At 59.0% G+C, this 18,799-nt stretch carries 20 protein-coding genes and 1 riboswitch; of the genes, 14 read left to right on the top strand and 6 right to left on the bottom strand.

Going from position 1 to position 18,799, the window contains the following annotated elements:
• The first annotated feature begins 70 nt into the window (after nt 1–70).
• From murB to mgtE, 9 genes are all read left to right on the top strand, one after another.
• The gene (gene murB / locus DWX58_RS07845) at nt 71–976 is read left to right on the top strand and encodes a UDP-N-acetylmuramate dehydrogenase (protein WP_118643192.1); all 906 of its coding nucleotides are present in this window, start codon (nt 71–73) and stop codon (nt 974–976) included.
• A gap of 40 nt (nt 977–1,016) precedes the next feature.
• Nucleotides 1,017–1,880, top strand: a complete 864-nt coding sequence (gene rapZ / locus DWX58_RS07850; protein WP_118642651.1) for an RNase adapter RapZ — start codon at nt 1,017–1,019, stop codon at nt 1,878–1,880.
• A 33-nt stretch (nt 1,881–1,913) separates the two neighbouring features.
• Nucleotides 1,914–2,954 (top strand): gluconeogenesis factor YvcK family protein, encoded by a 1,041-nt coding sequence (locus DWX58_RS07855; protein WP_118642653.1) that lies wholly within the window; start codon nt 1,914–1,916, stop codon nt 2,952–2,954.
• A 3-nt stretch (nt 2,955–2,957) separates the two neighbouring features.
• The gene (gene whiA / locus DWX58_RS07860; protein WP_118642655.1) at nt 2,958–3,854 is read left to right on the top strand and encodes a DNA-binding protein WhiA; all 897 of its coding nucleotides are present in this window, start codon (nt 2,958–2,960) and stop codon (nt 3,852–3,854) included.
• A complete protein-coding gene (locus DWX58_RS07865; RefSeq protein ID WP_118642657.1) occupies nt 3,851–4,537 on the top strand; it encodes a restriction endonuclease in 687 nt (228 codons plus the stop codon). Before whiA ends, DWX58_RS07865 begins: the two co-directional genes overlap by 4 nt.
• 64 nt (nt 4,538–4,601) lie before the next feature.
• Nucleotides 4,602–5,087, top strand: coding sequence for a GNAT family N-acetyltransferase (locus DWX58_RS07870; RefSeq protein ID WP_118642659.1), 486 nt, complete (start codon nt 4,602–4,604; stop codon nt 5,085–5,087).
• 13 nt (nt 5,088–5,100) lie between these two features.
• Entirely contained in the window at nt 5,101–5,694 is a 594-nt protein-coding gene (locus tag DWX58_RS07875) for a hypothetical protein (protein ID WP_118642661.1), read from the top strand.
• Nucleotides 5,695–5,745: 51 nt separating this feature from the next.
• Nucleotides 5,746–9,222 carry a DNA polymerase III subunit alpha gene (locus DWX58_RS07880; RefSeq protein ID WP_118642663.1) on the top strand — a complete coding sequence of 1,159 codons (3,477 nt, stop codon included), beginning with the start codon at nt 5,746–5,748 and terminating at the stop codon, nt 9,220–9,222.
• A gap of 61 nt (nt 9,223–9,283) precedes the next feature.
• Nucleotides 9,284–9,446: riboswitch (M-box (ykoK) riboswitch) on the top strand.
• A gap of 239 nt (nt 9,447–9,685) precedes the next feature.
• Nucleotides 9,686–10,711, top strand: a complete 1,026-nt coding sequence (gene mgtE, locus DWX58_RS07885) for a magnesium transporter (RefSeq protein WP_118642665.1) — start codon at nt 9,686–9,688, stop codon at nt 10,709–10,711.
• A gap of 35 nt (nt 10,712–10,746) precedes the next feature.
• Here mgtE and DWX58_RS07890 read toward each other — a convergent pair whose 3' ends face one another.
• A complete protein-coding gene (locus DWX58_RS07890) occupies nt 10,747–11,262 on the bottom strand; it encodes an ECF transporter S component (protein WP_243093346.1) in 516 nt (171 codons plus the stop codon).
• 135 nt (nt 11,263–11,397) lie between these two features.
• On the opposite strand from DWX58_RS07890, the gene DWX58_RS07895 reads away from it, so the two are divergent.
• Entirely contained in the window at nt 11,398–12,786 is a 1,389-nt protein-coding gene (locus DWX58_RS07895) for a PLP-dependent aminotransferase family protein (protein WP_118642669.1), read from the top strand.
• Between the two features lie 53 nt (nt 12,787–12,839).
• Here the strand turns inward: DWX58_RS07895 and DWX58_RS07900 are convergent, their stop codons facing one another.
• Nucleotides 12,840–13,319 carry a pyridoxamine 5'-phosphate oxidase family protein gene (locus tag DWX58_RS07900; RefSeq protein WP_118642671.1) on the bottom strand — a complete coding sequence of 160 codons (480 nt, stop codon included), beginning with the start codon at nt 13,317–13,319 and terminating at the stop codon, nt 12,840–12,842.
• Complete coding sequence (locus DWX58_RS07905; protein ID WP_118642673.1) at nt 13,316–13,864, bottom strand: DUF4364 family protein; 549 nt, start codon at nt 13,862–13,864, stop codon at nt 13,316–13,318. The genes DWX58_RS07900 and DWX58_RS07905 overlap by 4 nt, the downstream gene beginning before the upstream one ends.
• A 219-nt stretch (nt 13,865–14,083) precedes the next feature.
• Between DWX58_RS07905 and DWX58_RS07910 the strand changes: the two genes are divergently transcribed.
• Nucleotides 14,084–14,926, top strand: coding sequence for a hypothetical protein (locus DWX58_RS07910; protein ID WP_118642675.1), 843 nt, complete (start codon nt 14,084–14,086; stop codon nt 14,924–14,926).
• Between the two features lie 239 nt (nt 14,927–15,165).
• On the opposite strand, the gene DWX58_RS07915 is transcribed toward DWX58_RS07910, so the two are convergent.
• The 3 genes from DWX58_RS07915 to DWX58_RS07925 all read right to left on the bottom strand — a co-directional run bounded on the left by DWX58_RS07915 (nt 15,166) and on the right by DWX58_RS07925 (nt 17,574).
• Nucleotides 15,166–15,393: a hypothetical protein gene (locus DWX58_RS07915; RefSeq protein ID WP_118642677.1), complete on the bottom strand. Its 228-nt coding sequence runs from the start codon at nt 15,391–15,393 to the stop codon at nt 15,166–15,168.
• Between the two features lie 164 nt (nt 15,394–15,557).
• Entirely contained in the window at nt 15,558–17,084 is a 1,527-nt protein-coding gene (gene cls, locus DWX58_RS07920; RefSeq protein WP_118642679.1) for a cardiolipin synthase, read from the bottom strand.
• A gap of 31 nt (nt 17,085–17,115) precedes the next feature.
• Nucleotides 17,116–17,574: a YfcE family phosphodiesterase gene (locus DWX58_RS07925; RefSeq protein WP_118642681.1), complete on the bottom strand. Its 459-nt coding sequence runs from the start codon at nt 17,572–17,574 to the stop codon at nt 17,116–17,118.
• Between the two features lie 44 nt (nt 17,575–17,618).
• Between DWX58_RS07925 and DWX58_RS07930 the strand changes: the two genes are divergently transcribed.
• From DWX58_RS07930 to DWX58_RS07940, 3 genes are all read left to right on the top strand, one after another.
• Nucleotides 17,619–17,915 carry a hypothetical protein gene (locus DWX58_RS07930; RefSeq protein WP_243093348.1) on the top strand — a complete coding sequence of 99 codons (297 nt, stop codon included), beginning with the start codon at nt 17,619–17,621 and terminating at the stop codon, nt 17,913–17,915.
• A 35-nt stretch (nt 17,916–17,950) separates the two neighbouring features.
• On the top strand, nt 17,951–18,385 hold the full coding sequence (locus tag DWX58_RS07935; RefSeq protein ID WP_118642683.1) for a hypothetical protein: 435 nt from the start codon (nt 17,951–17,953) through the stop codon (nt 18,383–18,385).
• Between the two features lie 181 nt (nt 18,386–18,566).
• A complete protein-coding gene (locus DWX58_RS07940; RefSeq protein ID WP_118642685.1) occupies nt 18,567–18,770 on the top strand; it encodes a hypothetical protein in 204 nt (67 codons plus the stop codon).
• Nucleotides 18,771–18,799 lie beyond the last annotated feature (29 nt).

Below are 18,799 nucleotides of genomic sequence, written 5' to 3' on the forward strand. Positions count from 1 at the left end.
GCTGAATAATACCCATGCTGTCCCCTGGGCCGCTCTGGAACACGGACAGCAAACTGTGGGAGGTCTATATATGGATCACTTTGTACACCTGCGGGAAAAGCTGTCCCGCTGCTGCCCCTCTCTGGAGCTGCGCATTCAGGAGCCCATGGCACGGCACACGTCCTTTCGAATTGGCGGTCCGGCGGCGCTGATGGCTCTGCCCCGTACAGAGGAGGAGGCTGTTGCTGCCGTAAAAACGGCGGCGGAGCTGGACATTGAGCCCTTTTTCATGGGCAATGGGTCTAATCTGTTGGTCGCTGATGAGGGCGTGGACCGTTTTCTGATCAAAACGGTGCCGGGTCTGGAGACCTGTCGGCTGCAGGGACAGGAGATCTGGGCGGACAGCGGTGTGCCCCTGGCCCGTCTGGCGGTCTTTGCCCGGGACCGGGGGCTGAGCGGGCTGGAGTTTGCTCACGGCATTCCCGGTTCCCTGGGGGGCGCGGTGACCATGAACGCCGGCGCCTATGACGGTGAGATGGCTCAGGTGGTCCGGAGCGTAACCTGTCTGACGGCCCGGGGAGCGGTGGAGACGGTGACGGACTGCGGCTTTGGCTACCGCAGAAGCTGCTTTTCCGATGGAAAACGGCTGATTTTAGGGGTGAAGCTGGCCCTGAAGCCGGGAGATACCGAGGAAATCCGCAGTAAAATGGAGGAGCTGTCTGCCCGCCGACATGATAAGCAACCCCTGGAATACCCCAGTGCCGGGTCCATGTTCAAGCGTCCGGAGGGCTACTATGCCGCTGCACTGATCGACCAGTGTGGTCTGAAGGGGCTGACGGTGGGCGGAGCCCAGGTGTCGGAAAAGCACGCGGGCTTTGTGGTCAACCGTGGAGGAGCCACCTGCCGGGATGTACTGGAGCTGGTGGAGCAGGTCCGCACCCGGGTGCTGGCACAGACCGGTGTGGAGCTGGAGATGGAGGTACGTGTACTGAAGTAATGGCCCCGTGGCGCGGTGCGCCGGAGGAGAGGAAGAGAGAATGGAATTTGTAATTATCTCCGGCTTGTCCGGAGCTGGCAAGAGTAAAGCAGCCTCCATCATGGAGGATCTGGACTTTTTTTGTGTGGATAACCTGCCCGCCCCTTTGATTACGAAGTTTGCTGAGCTGGGCATGGCGGGCGCCGGGGAGTACGACCGGGTGGTGCTGGTCACCGATGTCCGGGGCGGAACCAACTTTGAAAGTTTGTTCCAGGCCCTGGAGGACTTAAAAACCATGAAGTGCTCCTACCGCATCCTGTTTATGGAGGCCTCGGACGAAGTCATTATCAAGCGCTACAAGGAGACCCGCCGGAGTCATCCTCTGGCGGAGTCCTGCGACAGCCTGGAGCAGGCCATCGATCTGGAGCGGAAAATGCTGGCGCCTCTGCGGGAGCGGGCGGAGTACATCATTGACACCTCCAACCTGTCCACCGCCAAGCTGAAAGGGGAACTGCGCCGCCTGTTTGCCAAGAGCGGAACGCTGGAAGGGCGGATGGACGTGCGGGTGACATCCTTCGGCTTCAAGCATGGGGTGCCCATGGAGGCGGATCTGGTCTTTGACGTGCGGTTTTTGCCCAATCCCTACTATGTGGCGGAGCTGAGGCCCCTGACCGGCCTGGACCAGGGGGTGCGGGACTACGTGTTTTCCGGCGGACAGACCCAGGAATTTTTAAACCGCCTGGGGGACTTTGTCACCTGGCTGCTGCCCCGGTATGAGGAGGAGGGCAAGACCGCTCTGGTCATTGCCGTGGGCTGTACCGGCGGACACCACCGATCGGTGGCCATTGCCCACGCGCTCACCGGCATCATTGGGGAGAAGGGCTACCCGGTCTCCGAGAGCCACCGGGATTTAGGACGCAATTAGGCCGCGGAATTCTCCGCGGGAAAGGAGCATACCATGTCAACTACCCTGCCCAGTTTGCAGCAGTGGGAGCGAGGTCCGAAGATTGTGGCCGTCGGCGGCGGCACCGGGCTGTCCACCATGCTGCGGGGTCTGAAAAAGTACACCAAAAATCTGACGGCTGTGGTCACCGTGGCCGATGACGGCGGCGGGTCGGGAATGCTGCGCCGGGACATCGGTATGCCCCCGCCGGGGGACATCCGCCACTGCATGGAGGCTCTGGCCAACACCGAGCCCATCATGGAGCGCCTTCTGACTTACCGGTTTACCGAGGGGTCACTGGCGGGGCAGTCCTTCGGAAACCTCATCCTGGCCGCCCTCAACGGGGTGACCGGCTCCTTTGAGGAGGCGGTGAGCCAGATGAGCCAGGTTCTGGCCATTACCGGACGGGTCATCCCCGTCACCAGCGCGGATGTGCAGCTGGAGGCGGTGTTTGAAAACGGAGCCCGTGTGGTGGGAGAGTCCAAAATATATAACTGCAAGAAGGAGCAGGACTGCCGCATCGACCACGTCAACCTGATCCCGGAGAACCCGGAGCCGCTGCCCGCCGCCCTGGAGGCCATTGGGGAGGCGGATTTGATTTTGCTGGGTCCGGGCAGCCTCTATACCAGTGTCATTCCCAATCTGCTGGTGCCCGGAGTGGCCCAGGCCATTGCCAAGTCCCAGGCACCCAAAATTTATGTCTGCAACATCATGACCCAGGAGGGGGAGACGGAGGGCTATACCGCCGCCGACCACGTGGAGGCGCTGCTCACCCACGGGGTGCCGGATATGGTGGACCTTTGTCTGGCCAACTCCGCCCCGGTGCACCCCGGCCTGGTGGAGCGCTACCGTCAGGAGGATGCGGCGCCCCTGGTAATGGACCGGGAGCGCATTGCCGCCATGGGCCTGGAGCTGGTGGAGCGGCCGCTGGCCTCGGAGGGAGGCAACTATGCCCGTCACGACCCGGATAAGCTGGCTGAGGCCATTCTGGACATCTACCGCCAGCGGGCCGTCCGAATTTTCCGGGGTGCGCGGCGGTACATACTGGAGGAGTAAACCATGTCCTTTGCCGGAGAGGTTAAAAATGAGCTGTGCCGCACCGCACTGAGCCGAAAGTGCTGTGCTCAGGCGGAGTGTTATGGAATATTACTTTACAGCAATACCTACACCGCGGAGGAGATCCGCATCATTACGGAGAACGATGCCTTTGCTCAGCGGCTGCCCGCCCTGTTCAAAAAGGCCTTCAAGCTGACCTTTGACCGGTTGCCGGAGGGGGAGGGGAAGCATATTTTCTCCATCACCCAGCCCAGAAAGCTGGAGGCCATCCAGCAGGTCTTCGGAGGCGATCCCAGCGCACTGGCGCTGCACATCAATTTTGCGGTGCTGGAGGAGAGCTGCTGTCGGTTTTCCTTCCTGCGTGGCGCCTTCCTGGCGGGTGGGTCGGTGACCGATCCCAGGAAGGGGTACCACCTGGAACTGGCTACCTCCCACCTCAGCGTCAGCCGGGAGATGCTGGCCCTTATGCGTGAAATGGAGCTGGAGCCCAAGGCGGCCCAGCGCAAGGGCAACGCAGTGATCTACTTCAAGCAGAGCGACCGGATTGAGGATTTCCTTACCTCCATCGGGGCGCCTCTGTCCGCCATGGAGATCATGAACGCCAAGCTGGAGAAGGACCTGCGGGGGAGTGTGAACCGGCGGGTCAATTGCGACGCTGCCAACCTGGACAAGGCCGTGGAGGCGGCCATGGCCCAGCTGGGAGCAATCCGCCGTCTGGAGGAGAGCGGAAAGCTGGCCCTGCTCCCGGACAAGCTGCGGGAGGCGGCGGCCCTGCGCCTGGCCCACCCGGAGGATACCTTGTCCCAGCTGGCGGAGCAGTGCGATCCTCCTGTGACCAAGTCCGCCCTGAACCACCGGCTGCGGAAGCTGGTGGAGCTGGGGAAAGGAGAAGGAAAATGAAACTGTTGAAAGGCTCCTCTGATGATAAGATATCCAAGCTGGTTATCGGTGAAAAAGGTTTAAGAATAATACTTATTGCTTTTGGATCGTTGTTTGTCTCAGTTTGTATTTTTTTCCCAGCGATAGTATTGGCCGGATCAGAGAATCAGACTGTACTTTATTTTCTTGTCCCACCTATATACGGAGTAGCTGCGCTGATATTCTTTATTCTGTACAGGCGCGATAAGAGAAAAAATACAGCGATTTATAGTCAAACATTTTTTAAGAGAATTCAGTGTGCGCAAGTTGAGAGTGATAACAAAAAGCAAATGAGCAGTCAAATTACTTACACTTTGACGAATGTAGATGATATGGACGGACATAGTTTTGAAAAATTTTGCGCACTAGTAATGGAGCGTAATGGCTTTAAAGATGTCATAGTAACTCCTGGTTCTGGGGATCAAGGAGTAGACATTGTTGCAAAAAAAGACGGAATTCAATATGCAGTGCAATGTAAATGCTATTCTAGTAAATTGGGCAATACACCCGTACAGGAGGTCTGTGCGGGAAAGTTTATGTATGGTTGCCAAATTGGTGTAGTAATGACAAATAGTTATTTTACGGAGAACGCTCGGGCACTTGCTGAGAAAACAGGAGTATTACTTTGGGATCGCAATGTGCTTGCTGGGATGATGCAAAAATAGTTAATCCAATTACACAACACGTTGTATTCAAATTGCTTAACCAGTAGTGATAGGAGAAAAAATTATGGAAAACTGTACCTTTCGCCTGGCCCAGCCGGGAGACGAAGCGTTGATTTTATCCTTTATCCGCGCTCTGGCGGAGTATGAGCACATGGCCGACCAGGTGGTGGCTACGCCTGAACTTCTGCGGGAGTGGATTTTCGAGAAAAAGAAGGCAGAGGTCATCTTTGCCCAGGCAGGAGAGAAGACGGTGGGCTTTGCCCTGTTCTTCCACAATTTCTCCACCTTTCTGGGCCGGGCGGGCATCTACCTGGAAGACCTGTTCGTTCTGCCTGAGGAGCGGGGCCACGGCTATGGCAAGGCCCTCTTGAAGCACCTGGCCCACCTGGCGGTGGAGCGAGGCTGCGGCCGGCTGGAGTGGTCCTGTCTGGACTGGAACACCCCCTCCATCGAGTTTTATACCAAAGGCATGGAGGCCGTTCCCATGGACGAGTGGACGGTGTACCGCCTGACGGGGGAGACGCTGGAAGCGGCAGCTAGTGAAGAATGAGGTAGGCTAGGGTATGAAGCGTATCTTAGCCGTAATGCTGGTGCTGATGCTGCTCATGGCGGGTTGTTCCATAGGAAACGACACAGCGGACACCTCGGAGGAGGCGGCGAATCCGCTGGGGGGCCAGCCCCTGGAGTTCTATTATTCCAACGGAGCGGGGGGCTGGAGCACTCAACTGGTGCTCCAGCCGGACGGCTCCTTTACCGGTCATTACGAGGACCGGGACCTGGAAGCGACGGGGGAGGAGAACCCCAACGGCACCCTCTACTACTGTGACTTTTCTGGTAGCTTTGCTGCACCCGGAGAGGTGAATGAGTACCAATGGACCATGGTGCTGGAGTACCTGCAGACGGAGCAGGAGGCCGGAGTGATCCACTATGAGGACGGAGTTGCCTGTGTCTCCACCGGGCCGGTGGGGCTGGAGCACGCCGGAGAGGTATGGTTGTATCTGCCCGGGACGGAGACTGATACACTGCCGGAAGAGTTTCTGGCCTGGACCACCTCAGCCTTTTCCGGGGAAATACCCGACCAGCTGCCCTTCTACGGCCTTTACAGCCCCGGGGACGAGAGCGGCTTTGTGGGCTATCCTCAGCAAGAGCAGGGATAAGGCGTCGTTCGCCGACATCTGTGCCTAGTAAAAATAAGAAGGAGGCTTCTTATGTCCTTTGTCCACTTACATCTGCATACGGAATTCTCCCTGCTGGACGGAGCCTGCCGCATCAAGAAGCTGGTGGAGCGGGTAAAGGACCTGGGCCAGGAGGCGGTGGCCATCACCGACCACGGGGTCATGTACGGGGTCATTGACTTCTACCGGGCCTGCAAGGCGGCGGGCATCAAGCCCATCATCGGCTGCGAGGTGTATGTGGCCCCCCGGGGCCGCACCCGGTTCCAGAAGGTCCACGAGTTTGACGCCGAGTCCCGCCACCTGGTGCTGCTGTGCCGGAATGAGGAGGGCTACCGCAACCTGTCCTACATGGTGTCCCAGGCCTTCCTGGAGGGATTTTACATCAAGCCCCGCATCGACATGGACCTGCTGCGGGAGCACTGCGGCGGCCTCATTGCCTGCTCGGCCTGCCTGGGCGGCGAGCTGCCCAAGCTGCTGTTGGCGGGGGAGTATGAGCAGGCCAAGGCGGTGGCCCTGGAGATGCGGGAGCTGTTCGGCGAGGACGGTTACTACCTGGAGCTGCAGGACCACGGCATCGCCGCCCAGCAACAGGTGAATGCTGGACTCATGCGCCTCCACGATGAGACGGGGATCCCCCTCATCGCCACCAACGATGCCCACTACCTGCGACGGGAGGACGCGGAGACCCAGGACATCCTCATGTGCATCCAGATGGGCAAGACGCTGGACGACCCGGGGCGGATGAAGTTTGAGACCCAGGAGTTCTACGTGAAGAGCGAGGAGGAGATGGCCGCCCTCTTCCCCAACTGCCCCGAGGCCCTGGAGAACACGGCGAAAATTGCAGAGCTTTGCAATGTGGAGTTTGAATTCGGCAAGTATCACCTGCCCCACTTCCAGCTCCCTGATGGCTACACCGACGGGGACGCCTACTTCGAGAAGCTGTGCATGGACGGCTTTGCCCGGCGCTACCCGGATGGCCCCGAGGAGTATCTCAAGCAGCTGCGCTATGAGATGGCCATGATTCGGAAGATGGGCTTTGTGGACTACTTCCTCATTGTCTCCGATTTCATTGCCTTCGCCAAGGGGAACGGCATTCCCGTGGGCCCGGGCCGCGGTTCCGCTGCCGGCTCCATGGTGGCCTACTGTCTGAACATCACCGACGTGGAGCCCATGAAGTACAGCCTGTACTTTGAGCGATTCCTTAACCCGGAACGGGTATCCATGCCGGATATCGACATTGACTTCTGCATCCGCAGGCGGCAGGAGGTCATTGATTACGTAAACCGGAAGTACGGAAACGACCACGTGGCCCAGATTGTTACCTTCGGTACCATGGCTGCCCGGGGTGCGGTGCGGGACGTGGGCCGGGTGCTCAACTTCCCCTACGCCGAGGTGGACGCTCTGGCCAAGCAGATCCCCAGCGGGCCCGGGGCCCTGCACATCACCCTGGAGGAATCCCTGAAGCTGTCCAAGCAGCTGCGGGAGTCCTACGAGGGAGATGAGCGCATCAAGAAGCTCATCGACACTGCCATGGCCATCGAGGGCATGCCTCGGAACACCTCCACCCATGCCGCCGGCGTGGTCATCACCAGTCGGCCGGTGTGTGACTATGTCCCTCTGGCCACCAACGACGGTCTGCCCGTCACCCAGTACATCATGACCACGCTGGAAGAGTTGGGCCTGCTGAAAATGGACTTTTTGGGCCTGCGCAACCTGACTATCCTGGATGACGCAACAAAAATGGTTCAGAGCAAGGAACCTGGCTTTACAGTGAAAAACATTCCGGAGAACGATCCAGAGACCATGGCTATGCTGTCGGAGGGCCGCACGGCGGGCGTGTTCCAGATGGAGTCGGCGGGTATGACCGGTGTATGTCTCAGTCTGAAACCCCAGAACATTGAGGACATCACCGCTATCATCGCCCTCTATCGCCCGGGCCCTATGGAATCCATTCCCCGGTTCATCGCCTGCAAGCAGAACCCGGACAAGATCACCTACAAGCACCCTGCTCTGGAGCCCATTCTGTCCAACACCTACGGCTGCATCGTTTACCAGGAGCAGGTCATTCAGATCTTCCAGCAGCTGGGCGGCTATTCCCTGGGTCAGGCCGACATGGTGCGCCGGGCCATCTCCAAGAAGAAGGCCAAGGAGATCGAGAAGGAGAAAAACACCTTCATCCATGGCGATCCCGAGCGGAATATCGCCGGCTGCGTGGCCAATGGTATCCCGCAGGTCACGGCCGAGGCCATCTACCAGGAGATCTACGACTTTGCCAATTACGCCTTCAATAAGGCCCACGCCGTGTGCTACGCCGTGGTGGCCTATGAGACCGCCTGGTTCAAGTGCCACCATCCCAAGGAGTACATGGCCGCTTTGCTCACCTCCGTGTTGGACTCCACCGAGAAGGTGGCCGAGTACATTGCGGAGTGCCGGTCCATGGGCATCCAGCTGCTGCCTCCCGATGTCAACGAGTCCCACGCCGACTTTACCGTAGTGGGGGAGGGCATCCGCTTTGGCCTGGTGGCCCTGAAGGGAGTGGGCCGATCCTTTATTAACGGCCTGCTCACAGAGCGTGAAAAGGGAGGACCCTTTACAGATTTTATGGACTTCTGCGACCGGATGTTCGACCAGGATCTGAACCGCCGGGTGGTAGAAAGTCTCATCAAGTCCGGCGCCTTTGACCGCATGGGCTGCCGCCGCTCTCAGCTGATGCAGGTCTACGGGCAGGTGCTGGACGGCATCGCCGCCAGCCGCAAGCGCAACGTGGAGGGGCAGCTGGACCTCTTCGGCTTTGGCGGGGGAGAACAGGAGGCAGCTGCCGCCCTGCCTGCCCTGATCTTGCCTGACCTGCCGGAATACACCCCTCAGGAGCTCATGAGCATGGAGAAGGAGACCACTGGGCTCTACCTCTCCGGCCATCCAATGGACCAGTACCGGGAGATGGCCCGGCTGAAGGGGGCTGTGCCCATCGGCTCCATCCTCACCGACTTCGACCGGGAGGACGGTCCCCGGGAGTACCGGGACAACCAGCGTGTATCCATCGCAGGAGTGATCTCCACCTATAAGACCCGCACCACCCGGAACAATACGCTGATGGCTTATGTCAACCTAGAGGACGACACCGGCGGCATGGAGCTGCTGTGCTTCTCCCGGGTGCTGGAGGAGAGCGGCAGCTATATCCGGGAGAATAATGCGGTCCTGGCCACAGGCAAGATCTCGGTCCGGGACGAAAAGGAGCCTCAGCTGATGGTGGATTCCATCCGTCCCCTGGGAGAGGCCGGGGAGGCGCCTGCTCAGCACCAGCAGACCCTGTATCTGCGCCTGCCCAGCCGGGAGGACCCGCGCCTGCGGAAGGTACGTCTGGCCCTGTCTTTCTTCCCGGGGGAGAGCCAGGTGGTGCTCTACTTTGCCGACTGCAAAAAGCGGGTGGGCTCCCGGTGCCAGATTCATCCTGCCCTGCTGGAGGATTTGCGGGTGCGCCTGGGGGAGGAGAACGTGGTTTTAAAATAATCTTAAGAATTCCCATGCAAGTTTCAGGGTTGACGAACTGCAAATAAGCAGGTATAATAACCTTGTAATCCGGTAGGTAAGGCTACCACAGGGATATGGGTCGCTGCCGCAAAGAGATGGAGACATCTCACGTTGGTTTGAACAGGTCCTGTCGAAAAACAAGGCAGAATCTAACGCGACTTCACCGCCCTGTGATGCTAAAGCTTGAACGGTGGCATGAAAAGGGCGTAACTGACACGCGTGCCGCTGTTCGGCACGCGTGTTTTTTTGCTAATCTCAGCAAAATTTTGAAAAACGAGTGAGGTGAACATTCCATGGACAGCGGCAGTCGAGGTTCCGGCAAATCAGACTATGACCCTGGCATCGGTGTCCATAGGAGTGGACGCTGAGCTCCGGCGTGGTCTGCCGGACCTCCTGTCACGAAGGGCAAACCCCATACTTCGACGACAAGGAGGAACCAAACATGATGAACAACATGACCAACCTGAACAAGGATACCATTCAGGCTGCAAAGGCGGCCATTCCCCAGACCGTGGGGGCAATCATGTCCCGGGAGCCCATGATGCTCGCGCCCAAGATGCGGGCCCGGGAGGCACTGGTGCGGTTGCGCCAGGTGGGCGTGCCCAAGGACTTTATGACCAACTGCTATGTGGTGGACGAGGACTACACCCTGCTGGGAATCATCACCGTCCGGGATCTCATTATGGCCCAGGAGAGCACCCGGCTGGAGCAGGCCATGAGCAAGCCTGTGGGGGTGCTCTCGCCCCGGGATGACCAGGAGGAAGCAGTGGCCCTGATGGACCGGCTGGACCTGGTGGAGCTGCCGGTGGTGGACGACGAGAACCGTCTGGTGGGCACGCTCACTGCCGAGGATGCCATGGACGTGCTTCAGGACGAGGCCACCGAGGATATGGAGCGCATGGCGGCTATGGCTCCCTCGGAGCGTCCCTATTTTCAGACTAAGATCTGGGACGTATATAAGAACCGGGTGGTATGGCTGCTCCTCCTGATGGTGTCCGCCAGCGTGACCGGCGCTATCATCACCCACTATGAGGCGGCTCTGGCTGCCCAGGTGGTGCTGACCGCCTTTATTCCCATGCTCATGGACACCGGCGGAAACTGCGGCAGCCAGTCCTCTGTGACGGTCATCCGTGGACTGTCCCTGGGAGAGATCCGTTACTGTGACTGGCTGCGGGTGGCCTGGAAGGAGATCCATGTAGGCCTGCTGTGCGGCGTCACTCTGGCAGTGGTCAATCTGGCCAAGCTGATGCTCCTCAACCACCTGGAGTTCCAGGTGGCCTTGGTGGTGAGCCTGACGCTCATTGTCACTGTAGTGGTGTCCAAGCTCCTGGGCTGCTTCCTTCCCATTCTGGCCAGCCGGATCCATCTGGACCCCGCCGTCATGGCCAGCCCCCTTATCACCACCATTGCCGACGCCATCTCTCTGGTCGTCTATTTCCGCATCGCAGTGGTGCTGCTTGGCGTATAAGAAAAGCGTGCGTTCCATGGGGAACGCACGCTTTTTTACAGATGGGCCAAAGCGCGGCTGCGGCTGAGCAGGGCGTAGACCGTGATGGCGGCGGCTAGGCCAAAGACTCCCTGCACCACGTTACCGGGAATGGAGGCTGCAGCGGCCAGTCCGTTTCCCAGCAGGAGCCCGGCGTAGCCGAAATAGCCCACAACCATGATCGTCTCTCCAACCGCCGCGCTGATGAGCTGGGCGGGCAGCAAGGAGCGGGTGTGGTCCTTGATGCCTTCAAAGAGGAGGCCGGCTGCTGCGGCCATAGCCAGCTTGATGAGAAGGGTTCCTGGGGCATAGTGTGCATAGCCGGATAGAAGATCAGCCAGCATAGAGCCGAGCCCGGCGGCGCCCGCCCCATAGACAGGCCCCAGAATCCAGGCGGAGAGCAGAACGCCGCAGTCCCCCAAATTGACGTACCCCTGCATGGGGGAGGGAACCTGAATCACCAGTGTCAGGATGGTGCACAGCGCTGCAAACAGGGCACCCAGAACTAATTTGTGTATCCTTTGATCGGCCATCGCCATTCGCTCCTTTGCGCGGAGGGGCTCCGCAAAACTTTTGCTTGCTTTTTCGTCTGAACTGTATTTTAATCATATCTGGTATGAAGAAAAGAACCAATTTAAAACTTTTTTACCAGACCAGATGGAGGGGCCATGCTGACCTATGCGATGAGCGGTCGGGGAAACCTGACACTATATGCGTACTTGTACAAATGCATCAAAGAGGATATCCTGGAGGGGCGGATTCAGGCGGGGGAGCGGCTTCCGTCCAAGCGGACGCTGGCGGAGCATCTGCAGGTCTCGGTGGCAACGGTGGAAACCGCCTACGCGCAGCTGGCCGCGGAGGGATATTTGGATGCCAGGGAGAAGCGAGGGTATTTTGTGAACCCGGTGGAGGTCCGCCGGGCGGCGGCTGAGGCCCCCGAACCGGCAGAGGGGCACCATCAGGAGCAGAATTGGTTGCTGGACCTGAAGGGCAGCGGCAGCGGAACGGAGGGATTCCCGTTCTCCGTCTGGGCACGGCTGATGCGGCGGGTTTTGACGGAAGAAGGGAAGCAGCTGCTGCAGGCGACGCCTCACAACGGGGCCCTGTGCCTGCGGCGGGCCATTCAGCGCCATTTGTATCAATTTCGAGGGATCTCTGTCTCTCCGGACCAGATTGTGGTAGGGGCGGGGACGGAGTATCTCTATAACCTGGTGGTGCAGCTGCTGGGGCGGGAGCGGTGCTACGGGGTGGAGGACCCGGGCTACTCCAAGGCGGCAAGGATTTATCAGCTCAACGGAGCAGGGGTGGAGCCTATCCGGGTGGACGCCCAGGGACTGGTCCCGAAGCTGGTGGAGCAGTCGGGGGTACAGGTCATTCACAGCTCGCCAAACCACCAGTTCCCCACAGGTTCCGTCATGCCCATTGCCCGGCGTCAAAGCCTGCTGCGATGGGCGGCGCAGGAGGAGGGACGGTATCTCATTGAGGATGACTATGACAGTGAATTTCGCTTTACAGGCCTTCCCATTCAGACGCTGAAGAGCATTGATACCATGGAACGCGTGCTCTATCTGAACACCTTTTCCCGCACGCTGGCGCCATCGTTTCGTATCAGCTATATGGTGCTGCCCGCTCCGCTGCTGAAGGAGTATCGGCAGCGCCTGGGGTTTTATTCCTGTACTGTTCCGGCCATTGAGCAGTACACATTGGCCAAATTCCTGGATGAGGGACACTTTGAATCCCACGTAAACCGAATGCGCGTGTACTATCGGGAGCAGCGGGACGCGGTGCTGGCGGCCCTGCGGAGCAGCGCGCTGGGCAGCCGCTGCCAGGTGCTGAGAGAAGAGGCAGGCCTTCATTTTCTGCTCCGACTGGACACAGAGCGGGGGGATCGGGAGCTGGCAGAGCAGTGTGAGAAGCTGGGAATCCGGCTGTCCTTCCTCAGCGACTATCAGCTTGAGCTGGGGTCTGCGCCCAGTCATATGCTGGTACTCCATTACCCGAGTATATCCGTAGAGCAGCTGTCTCAGGCGCTGGAACTGCTGGCGGGCTGCATATAAGAAGAGGGAGGAGGGACCCATGTCGGGTTCCTCCTCCCTCTTGTTGGGTAATCTCAATCGTGAAGCTTGGCCTTAGCTGTAATTTCCTCCATATCGATACGCCAAACACCGGTGGCGGCCAGACTGCCGGCCATCGCCCGCTCAAAATTATCCCCGGTCATACCCTCGGGCGTCATTTTCGTGCACAGGGCCCGCAGTGCTTCCAGCTTTTCGTCCTCCTCCAGCACTTCAACGGCGGTGCCGGTCACCATGGCGGACTGGAAATAATCGGTGTACATATTTTTCTCTGCCACGTAGGCAGGTTCACTGGCACCCACAAAGGTGACACACACTCTGGGATTGCGGCGCAGCAGGTCCAGCTTGCGGCCCGCCTTGGCGCAGTGAAAGTAGAGCCGGTTGTCTACCCGCACCAGGGAAAGGGGCAGGCAGTAGGGGGTATTCTCTCCGGTGGAGATGGAGACCACGCCGTAGGTGCAGCGATCCATCAGCTCCAGGGCAAATTCCCGGCTCTGGGCCCGGTCGGAACGTCTCACTTCAAGTCCTCCTTTGCTTTGGAAGGTGTTTGAGATTGGAGCAGGGCAATGACGCCGTGGTAGACACTGGCCGGATCTGCCCGGAAGGTCTCCGCCATGGAAAGGGCCATGGCCCGGTCAGGAACCAAAAGGCTGAGGTTCAGCAGGGGGCTGGCCGAGTCGCTGAAGTGCAGGGTGAGGGTACAGGTGCCGTCCTCCCGGTCCTGGACAAAGGACTGGACCTGGGCCTCACGGCGCAGGGCGTCATTGGCCTTGACCAGGTTTTCATCGCAGTGCATGCGCACGGAGTAGGGGAGACTGCTCTGGCAGATCTCACTGTTTCGCTTGCCCTTTTCCGTGATGGAGTAGCGCTCGCCATCCTTGGCCAGCTGCCCGGTGGCCACCATGTGATCCACCGCCTGCGTCAGAGAAAAATAATCCACGCCCGCATCACAAAGCGCCAGTTCCAGCAGTTGGGGGAAGGTAACCGGCTGGGCAACCCGGGCCATAATATAAAGGACCAGCAGCTTCAGGTCCAGTTCATTTTGAATAAAGCCGACGGACATAAGGTCCTCCTTTCATGTTAGGGAAAACAGGTTGTGAGGCGCAGGACAGAATGACCTCAACAGAGGATATTATAGCCAGAAATTTCGCAAAGAGCAAGAGTGATTGTCAGAAAAGAGCCATGCACCAAACCCGAGGCCGGTCATATGATAGGGGTGTAAGCAAACCCAGAGTGGCTTAACACGCCGCTCACGTTACCCAAATATTTAGGAGGGAGCCATATGCCAGAAATGGTCACGCCCGGCCCCGTCTGCAATGCAGAGCGCAGCATCCGGGAGGCCGTGTGCATACACACCAGTAAAATTTTTGATTCCTGCAAAGACAAGGACTGTATTGAAGACCTGAGAGTCTATCCCACTCGGGGATCTCAGGAGGCCATTGATCGGGCCACGTCTGTCAAGGCGGGCTGTGCGGAGCTTCTGTACGCGTACATCGATGTGGAGCCGGTGAGCTTTAACCGCGGCTGCTACACTGTGGATGTGCGATACTTCTACCGCATTACTGCCGACGCCTTTGTAGGCGCCGCCCGGCCAGTGGAAATCAGCGGTCTTGCCGTGTTTGACAAGCGGGTTGTGCTCTTCGGCAGCGAGGGAAGCGCCAAGGTCTTTACGTCCACCGGAACCAAGTGTGGTCCCGATCCCCAGGGCCTGCCCGGCACCACCGCGCCCACCGCTGTGGTGGAGGCGGTGGACCCCATCATTCTCAATCTGAAGCTGGTGGATGTGTGCCAGTGCCATCCCTGCGAGTGCGGCTGTTCGGAGATCCCCTCAGCGGTGGCCGCCTGCTTCCCCGAGGAACTGATGACCAGTGGAGACGTCCACCGTCTCTATGTGACCCTGGGCCAGTTCTCCATCATTCGGCTGGAGCGGGATACTCAGCTGCTCATGCCGGTGTACGACTACTGCATGCCCGAGAAGGAGTGCACCTGCGGCCATGATGACTGCAAGGAAGATCCCTGCGACTTGTTCCGCAAGGTGCAGTTCCCCGTCAACGAGTTCTTCCCGCCCAACTGCATCGACCGCAAGGATAGCTATCAGGAAGTGCGCTCCGGCTGCTGCCGCTGAGCGCTCAAATGGAACAGGAGGCTCCCGGAGAGAGAGCCTCCTGTTCAGAAGAGATAATTGCTCCAATGAGGTTTTGAAAGCCGCCTGGAAAGGGCGGCTTTCTTTGTGTCCGATTTGGACACATGAGCAGGAGACCTTTGCAGGCTGTGGCATTCCGTTAAAAAATGCGGAGGAGCCATTGGCTCCTCCGCAAGAGGGGAGGGATAAGTAGGGCCCACCTTCCGGCAGGCCCCGCGGTCTTAGCCGCACATCCGGGAAATACACAGAGCGGTGATCTGAGGCGGAAGACTCATGGACATCATGCCGCTGTACACAATCCGCACCCGATCGTCGCAGGAAAAGCAGCAGGCCTGGTCTGTGTGGACCAGTACCTTCTGCTGTGTGCTGCAGTCGCAAACCATCAGGCTGGAGCTCTGTACACACAGGACCACGGCGCACATGCTGGTGGTCATATTGGTGTTCTCCAAAGGAATCCCTCCTCTCCAAACTCAGTGTATGCTGCATGAGGGAAGAGGGTGCAAAAAGAGAATGCGTTTCACGGGCCAGGCGGAAAGGTACCTGTTAAGCGTGAAGTGAGAGGACAAAAAGAATGCCGCCTGACCAGGCGACATTCCCTTTGCAATTAAAATGGTTACATCAGAGGAGCAAAGACGCGGAGAATGCTCCGATAGAGCTGGAGCAAGATGTTAAGGTGCTTGAACCGGCGCAGCGTAATGGGCTCACATACCCGCAGAGTCTCCTCAAAGTCCCGGCGGATGTCCTGAATGCAGGGGGCCTCGCACATCCAGATGCCGTTTTCAAAGTGGAGGAACAGGCTGCGGTAATCCAGATTGACAGTGCCCACGGTGGCAAAGCGGTCATCCACCACAAAGTTTTTGGCGTGAATAAAGCCGGGGGTGTACTCATAAATCTGGACGCCGGCGTTGAGCAGGGGAGGATAGTGGGCGCGGGTCACTTCAAACACATAGCGCTTGTCAGGAATGTGTGGAGTGATGATGCGCACGTCCACACCCGCTTTTGCTGCGTTACACAGGGCGGTGTTGGTGGCCACGTCAATGACCAGATAGGGAGTGGTGATATAGATATAGTTCCGCGCCTTGGCAATCATGTTGAGGTAGACCGCCTGGCCCACGGTTTCATAGTCCAGAGGAGTATCCGTGTAGGGCTGGACATAGCCGGTCCAGGGCCGTACGGGCGCTGCAGGGGGACGGAACCGGTCAAAGTCCTCGTCCCAGCCGCAGCAGTGGTCCCACATGGTGAGGAACATCACCGTCATGGACCACACCGCGTCCCCCTCCAGGAAAATGGCGCTGTCCTTCCAGTGGCCGAAGCGCTCCCGCATATTGATATACTCGTCGGCCAGATTGATGCCGCCGGTGAAGCCCACCTTGCCATCAATGATCATCAGCTTGCGGTGGTCACGGTTATTCAGGCGCAGGGACATGACGGGTACAAAGCGGTTGAAGACCCGACACTGGATGCCCTTGGCAGTGAGCTGCTCGTCATAGTCACGGGGCAGGGTGAACATGCAGCCCATATCGTCATAGATTACCCGGACCTCTACACCCTGAGCCGCTTTTTCCTCCAGAATGGCCAGAATACTGTCCCAGAAGGTGCCAGGCTGGATGATAAAGTACTCCAGGAAAATATAGTGTTCCGCCTTTTTCAGCTCCTCCAGCATCCGGGGGAAGGCGGCGTCGCCCAGTGGGAAGTACTGGGTCTCCGTGTTGGTGTAGGCGGGGCAGGCGGCGTATTGTTCCAGATAGTGGGCCTGGCCGGCGGCGTCCCCTCCCAGGGGGAAGAGGTCGTCGGCCTTAAAGTCCTCCCGCAGGGTGAGGGCAGACTTGTCCAGAATGCCTTGCATCCGTTTGCGCAGCCGCCTTGGAATGTGTCCGCCGCCAATGAGCAGATAGAAGATGCCTCCGAAGACGGGGAAGGGGAGGATCACCAGCAGCCAGGCGATTTTGTAGCCGGGCTCCATCCGGCTTCCCACAATGGCCAGAGCGGCGGCCACGCTGAGCAGGATGCAGCACCAGTAGAAGGTGTCCATGTGCTCGGAAAAGGTGGCGACCATAAACAGCAGCGTGCCGATCTGGGCCAGCAGAGAAAGTCCCACAAAGACGGAGCGGTGGAAGAGAAGGTATAGTAGCTTTTTCAACCGGGATCAGGCTCCTTTCCGGAAGGAATGCTCATTCCTGGGGCAGGACGGTGCAGTGAATCTGCCCGTTTTCCAGCTCAATGAGGCCGTAGCTGGACCGGCTCATCCCCGGGTTCATCACCCACAGCCCATCCTCCAGCTGTTCGCACAGGGCCTTGTGTGTGTGGCCGAAGAGCAGAATCTGGGCGCCGCAGGCCCGGGCGTCGGCGTAGGCGGCATGGTAGCTCTGTTTGACGCCCCACACATGTCCATGGGAGAGGAGAATGGAGACGCCCTCCAGCGTAATCTGCTTCTTGAGCGGCTCCATGGTCCAGCCGTCGCAGTTGCCGGGCACCATGCAGAAGGGGAGCTTGGGGTAGGCGTAGGCTACCTCTTCGGCGTCCTCCATCAGATCGCCCAGATGAATGATCTGTTGGGGCTGTTGGCGCTCAATGGCGTGATACATGCCGGCCAGCGAGCGGTGAGAGTCGGAAAAAACAAGGATTTTCAAAATTGTCACCTAACCAATCCGTTTGCATATACTGGAGTGAAATCATGTTGGGAGTGATTGCTGTGCAGAACAAGCAGGAACCGGAAAACCCCATGAAGCGGGCCGCCCGGGAGCTCAATCAGAACCGTGACGCCATCACCCGCATGGCCCGGTCCGAGGATGCCCAGAAACTGATGGAGCTGCTGGGAGAGAGGGGGGGCGTGCAGCAGGCCGCCAAGGCGGCCGCGGCCGGAGACCCCAGTCAGCTGATGGCCATGATGAATCAGCTGATGCACACCAAGGAGGGGGCCGAGCTGGTGGAACGAATTGAGCACCAGGCAAAGAAGGCGGGGCTGCAGTAAAAGCGGTTCCGCATGGGACATGACAGGGGGCGCACATGGCAGAATTTGAGGAAAAATTAAACTCGATCCTGGGCAATCAGGAGGCCATGGGACAAATTATGGCGCTGGCGCGCTCCCTGTCCGGAGAAGGGAAGGACACCGCTCCAACGGCTCCGCTCTCTGAGGAGAACAGCGGCGAGGCGGAGGAGGCCGTCACACGGGATGTCTCCGAAACCAGCGCCCAGGGTCCCGACCTCACCCAGCTCCTTGGAGAGGTAGACCCAGGTATGCTGCAGATGGGAATGCGCCTGTTCCGGGAGTATCAGAGCACCGACGACCGAAACGCAGCCCTGCTCCAGGCCCTCCGCCCCTTCCTGAAGGAGGAACGGCGGGCAAAGCTGGACAAAGCGGTTCGTCTGGCCCGTATGACCCGGCTCATCCGGGCAGCGCTGGGGAGCATCGGGGAAAAGGGGGATGGGGAGGGTGTATAACCGCTATATTCCGGAGGAGACACAATACGTTCCGGCAAACAGCACAGAAAAGAGCGATTTCTCCGGACCGGGACAAACAGGCGGCGGTCCTCATCCTTCCGCGCCCCACCCAAATGGGATAGGGGGAGGGGGCAGTACAGGTTTTTCCTCTCTGTTTGGAGGGAAAGAAGGGGTTCTGTCCATGCTCACTGGACAGAGCGGGGGAAAGGGCGTAACCTCTGCCTTAAAATCTCTGAAGCTGGGGGACTGGGACAGCGGGGACCTGCTCCTGCTGCTGATCGTCCTGCTGCTGCTCTCCGAGGGGGATGATCTGGAATTGGTCATTGCCCTGGGACTTGCCCTGATGATGGGGCTGGGAGATGGAAAGAAGGACTCCGGTACATAAAAGCGCAGGGAGCGGCAGACGGCCGCTCC

It is taken from the genome of Pseudoflavonifractor sp. AF19-9AC (genome assembly GCF_003478995.1).
Lineage (GTDB): Bacteria > Bacillota > Clostridia > Oscillospirales > Oscillospiraceae > Lawsonibacter.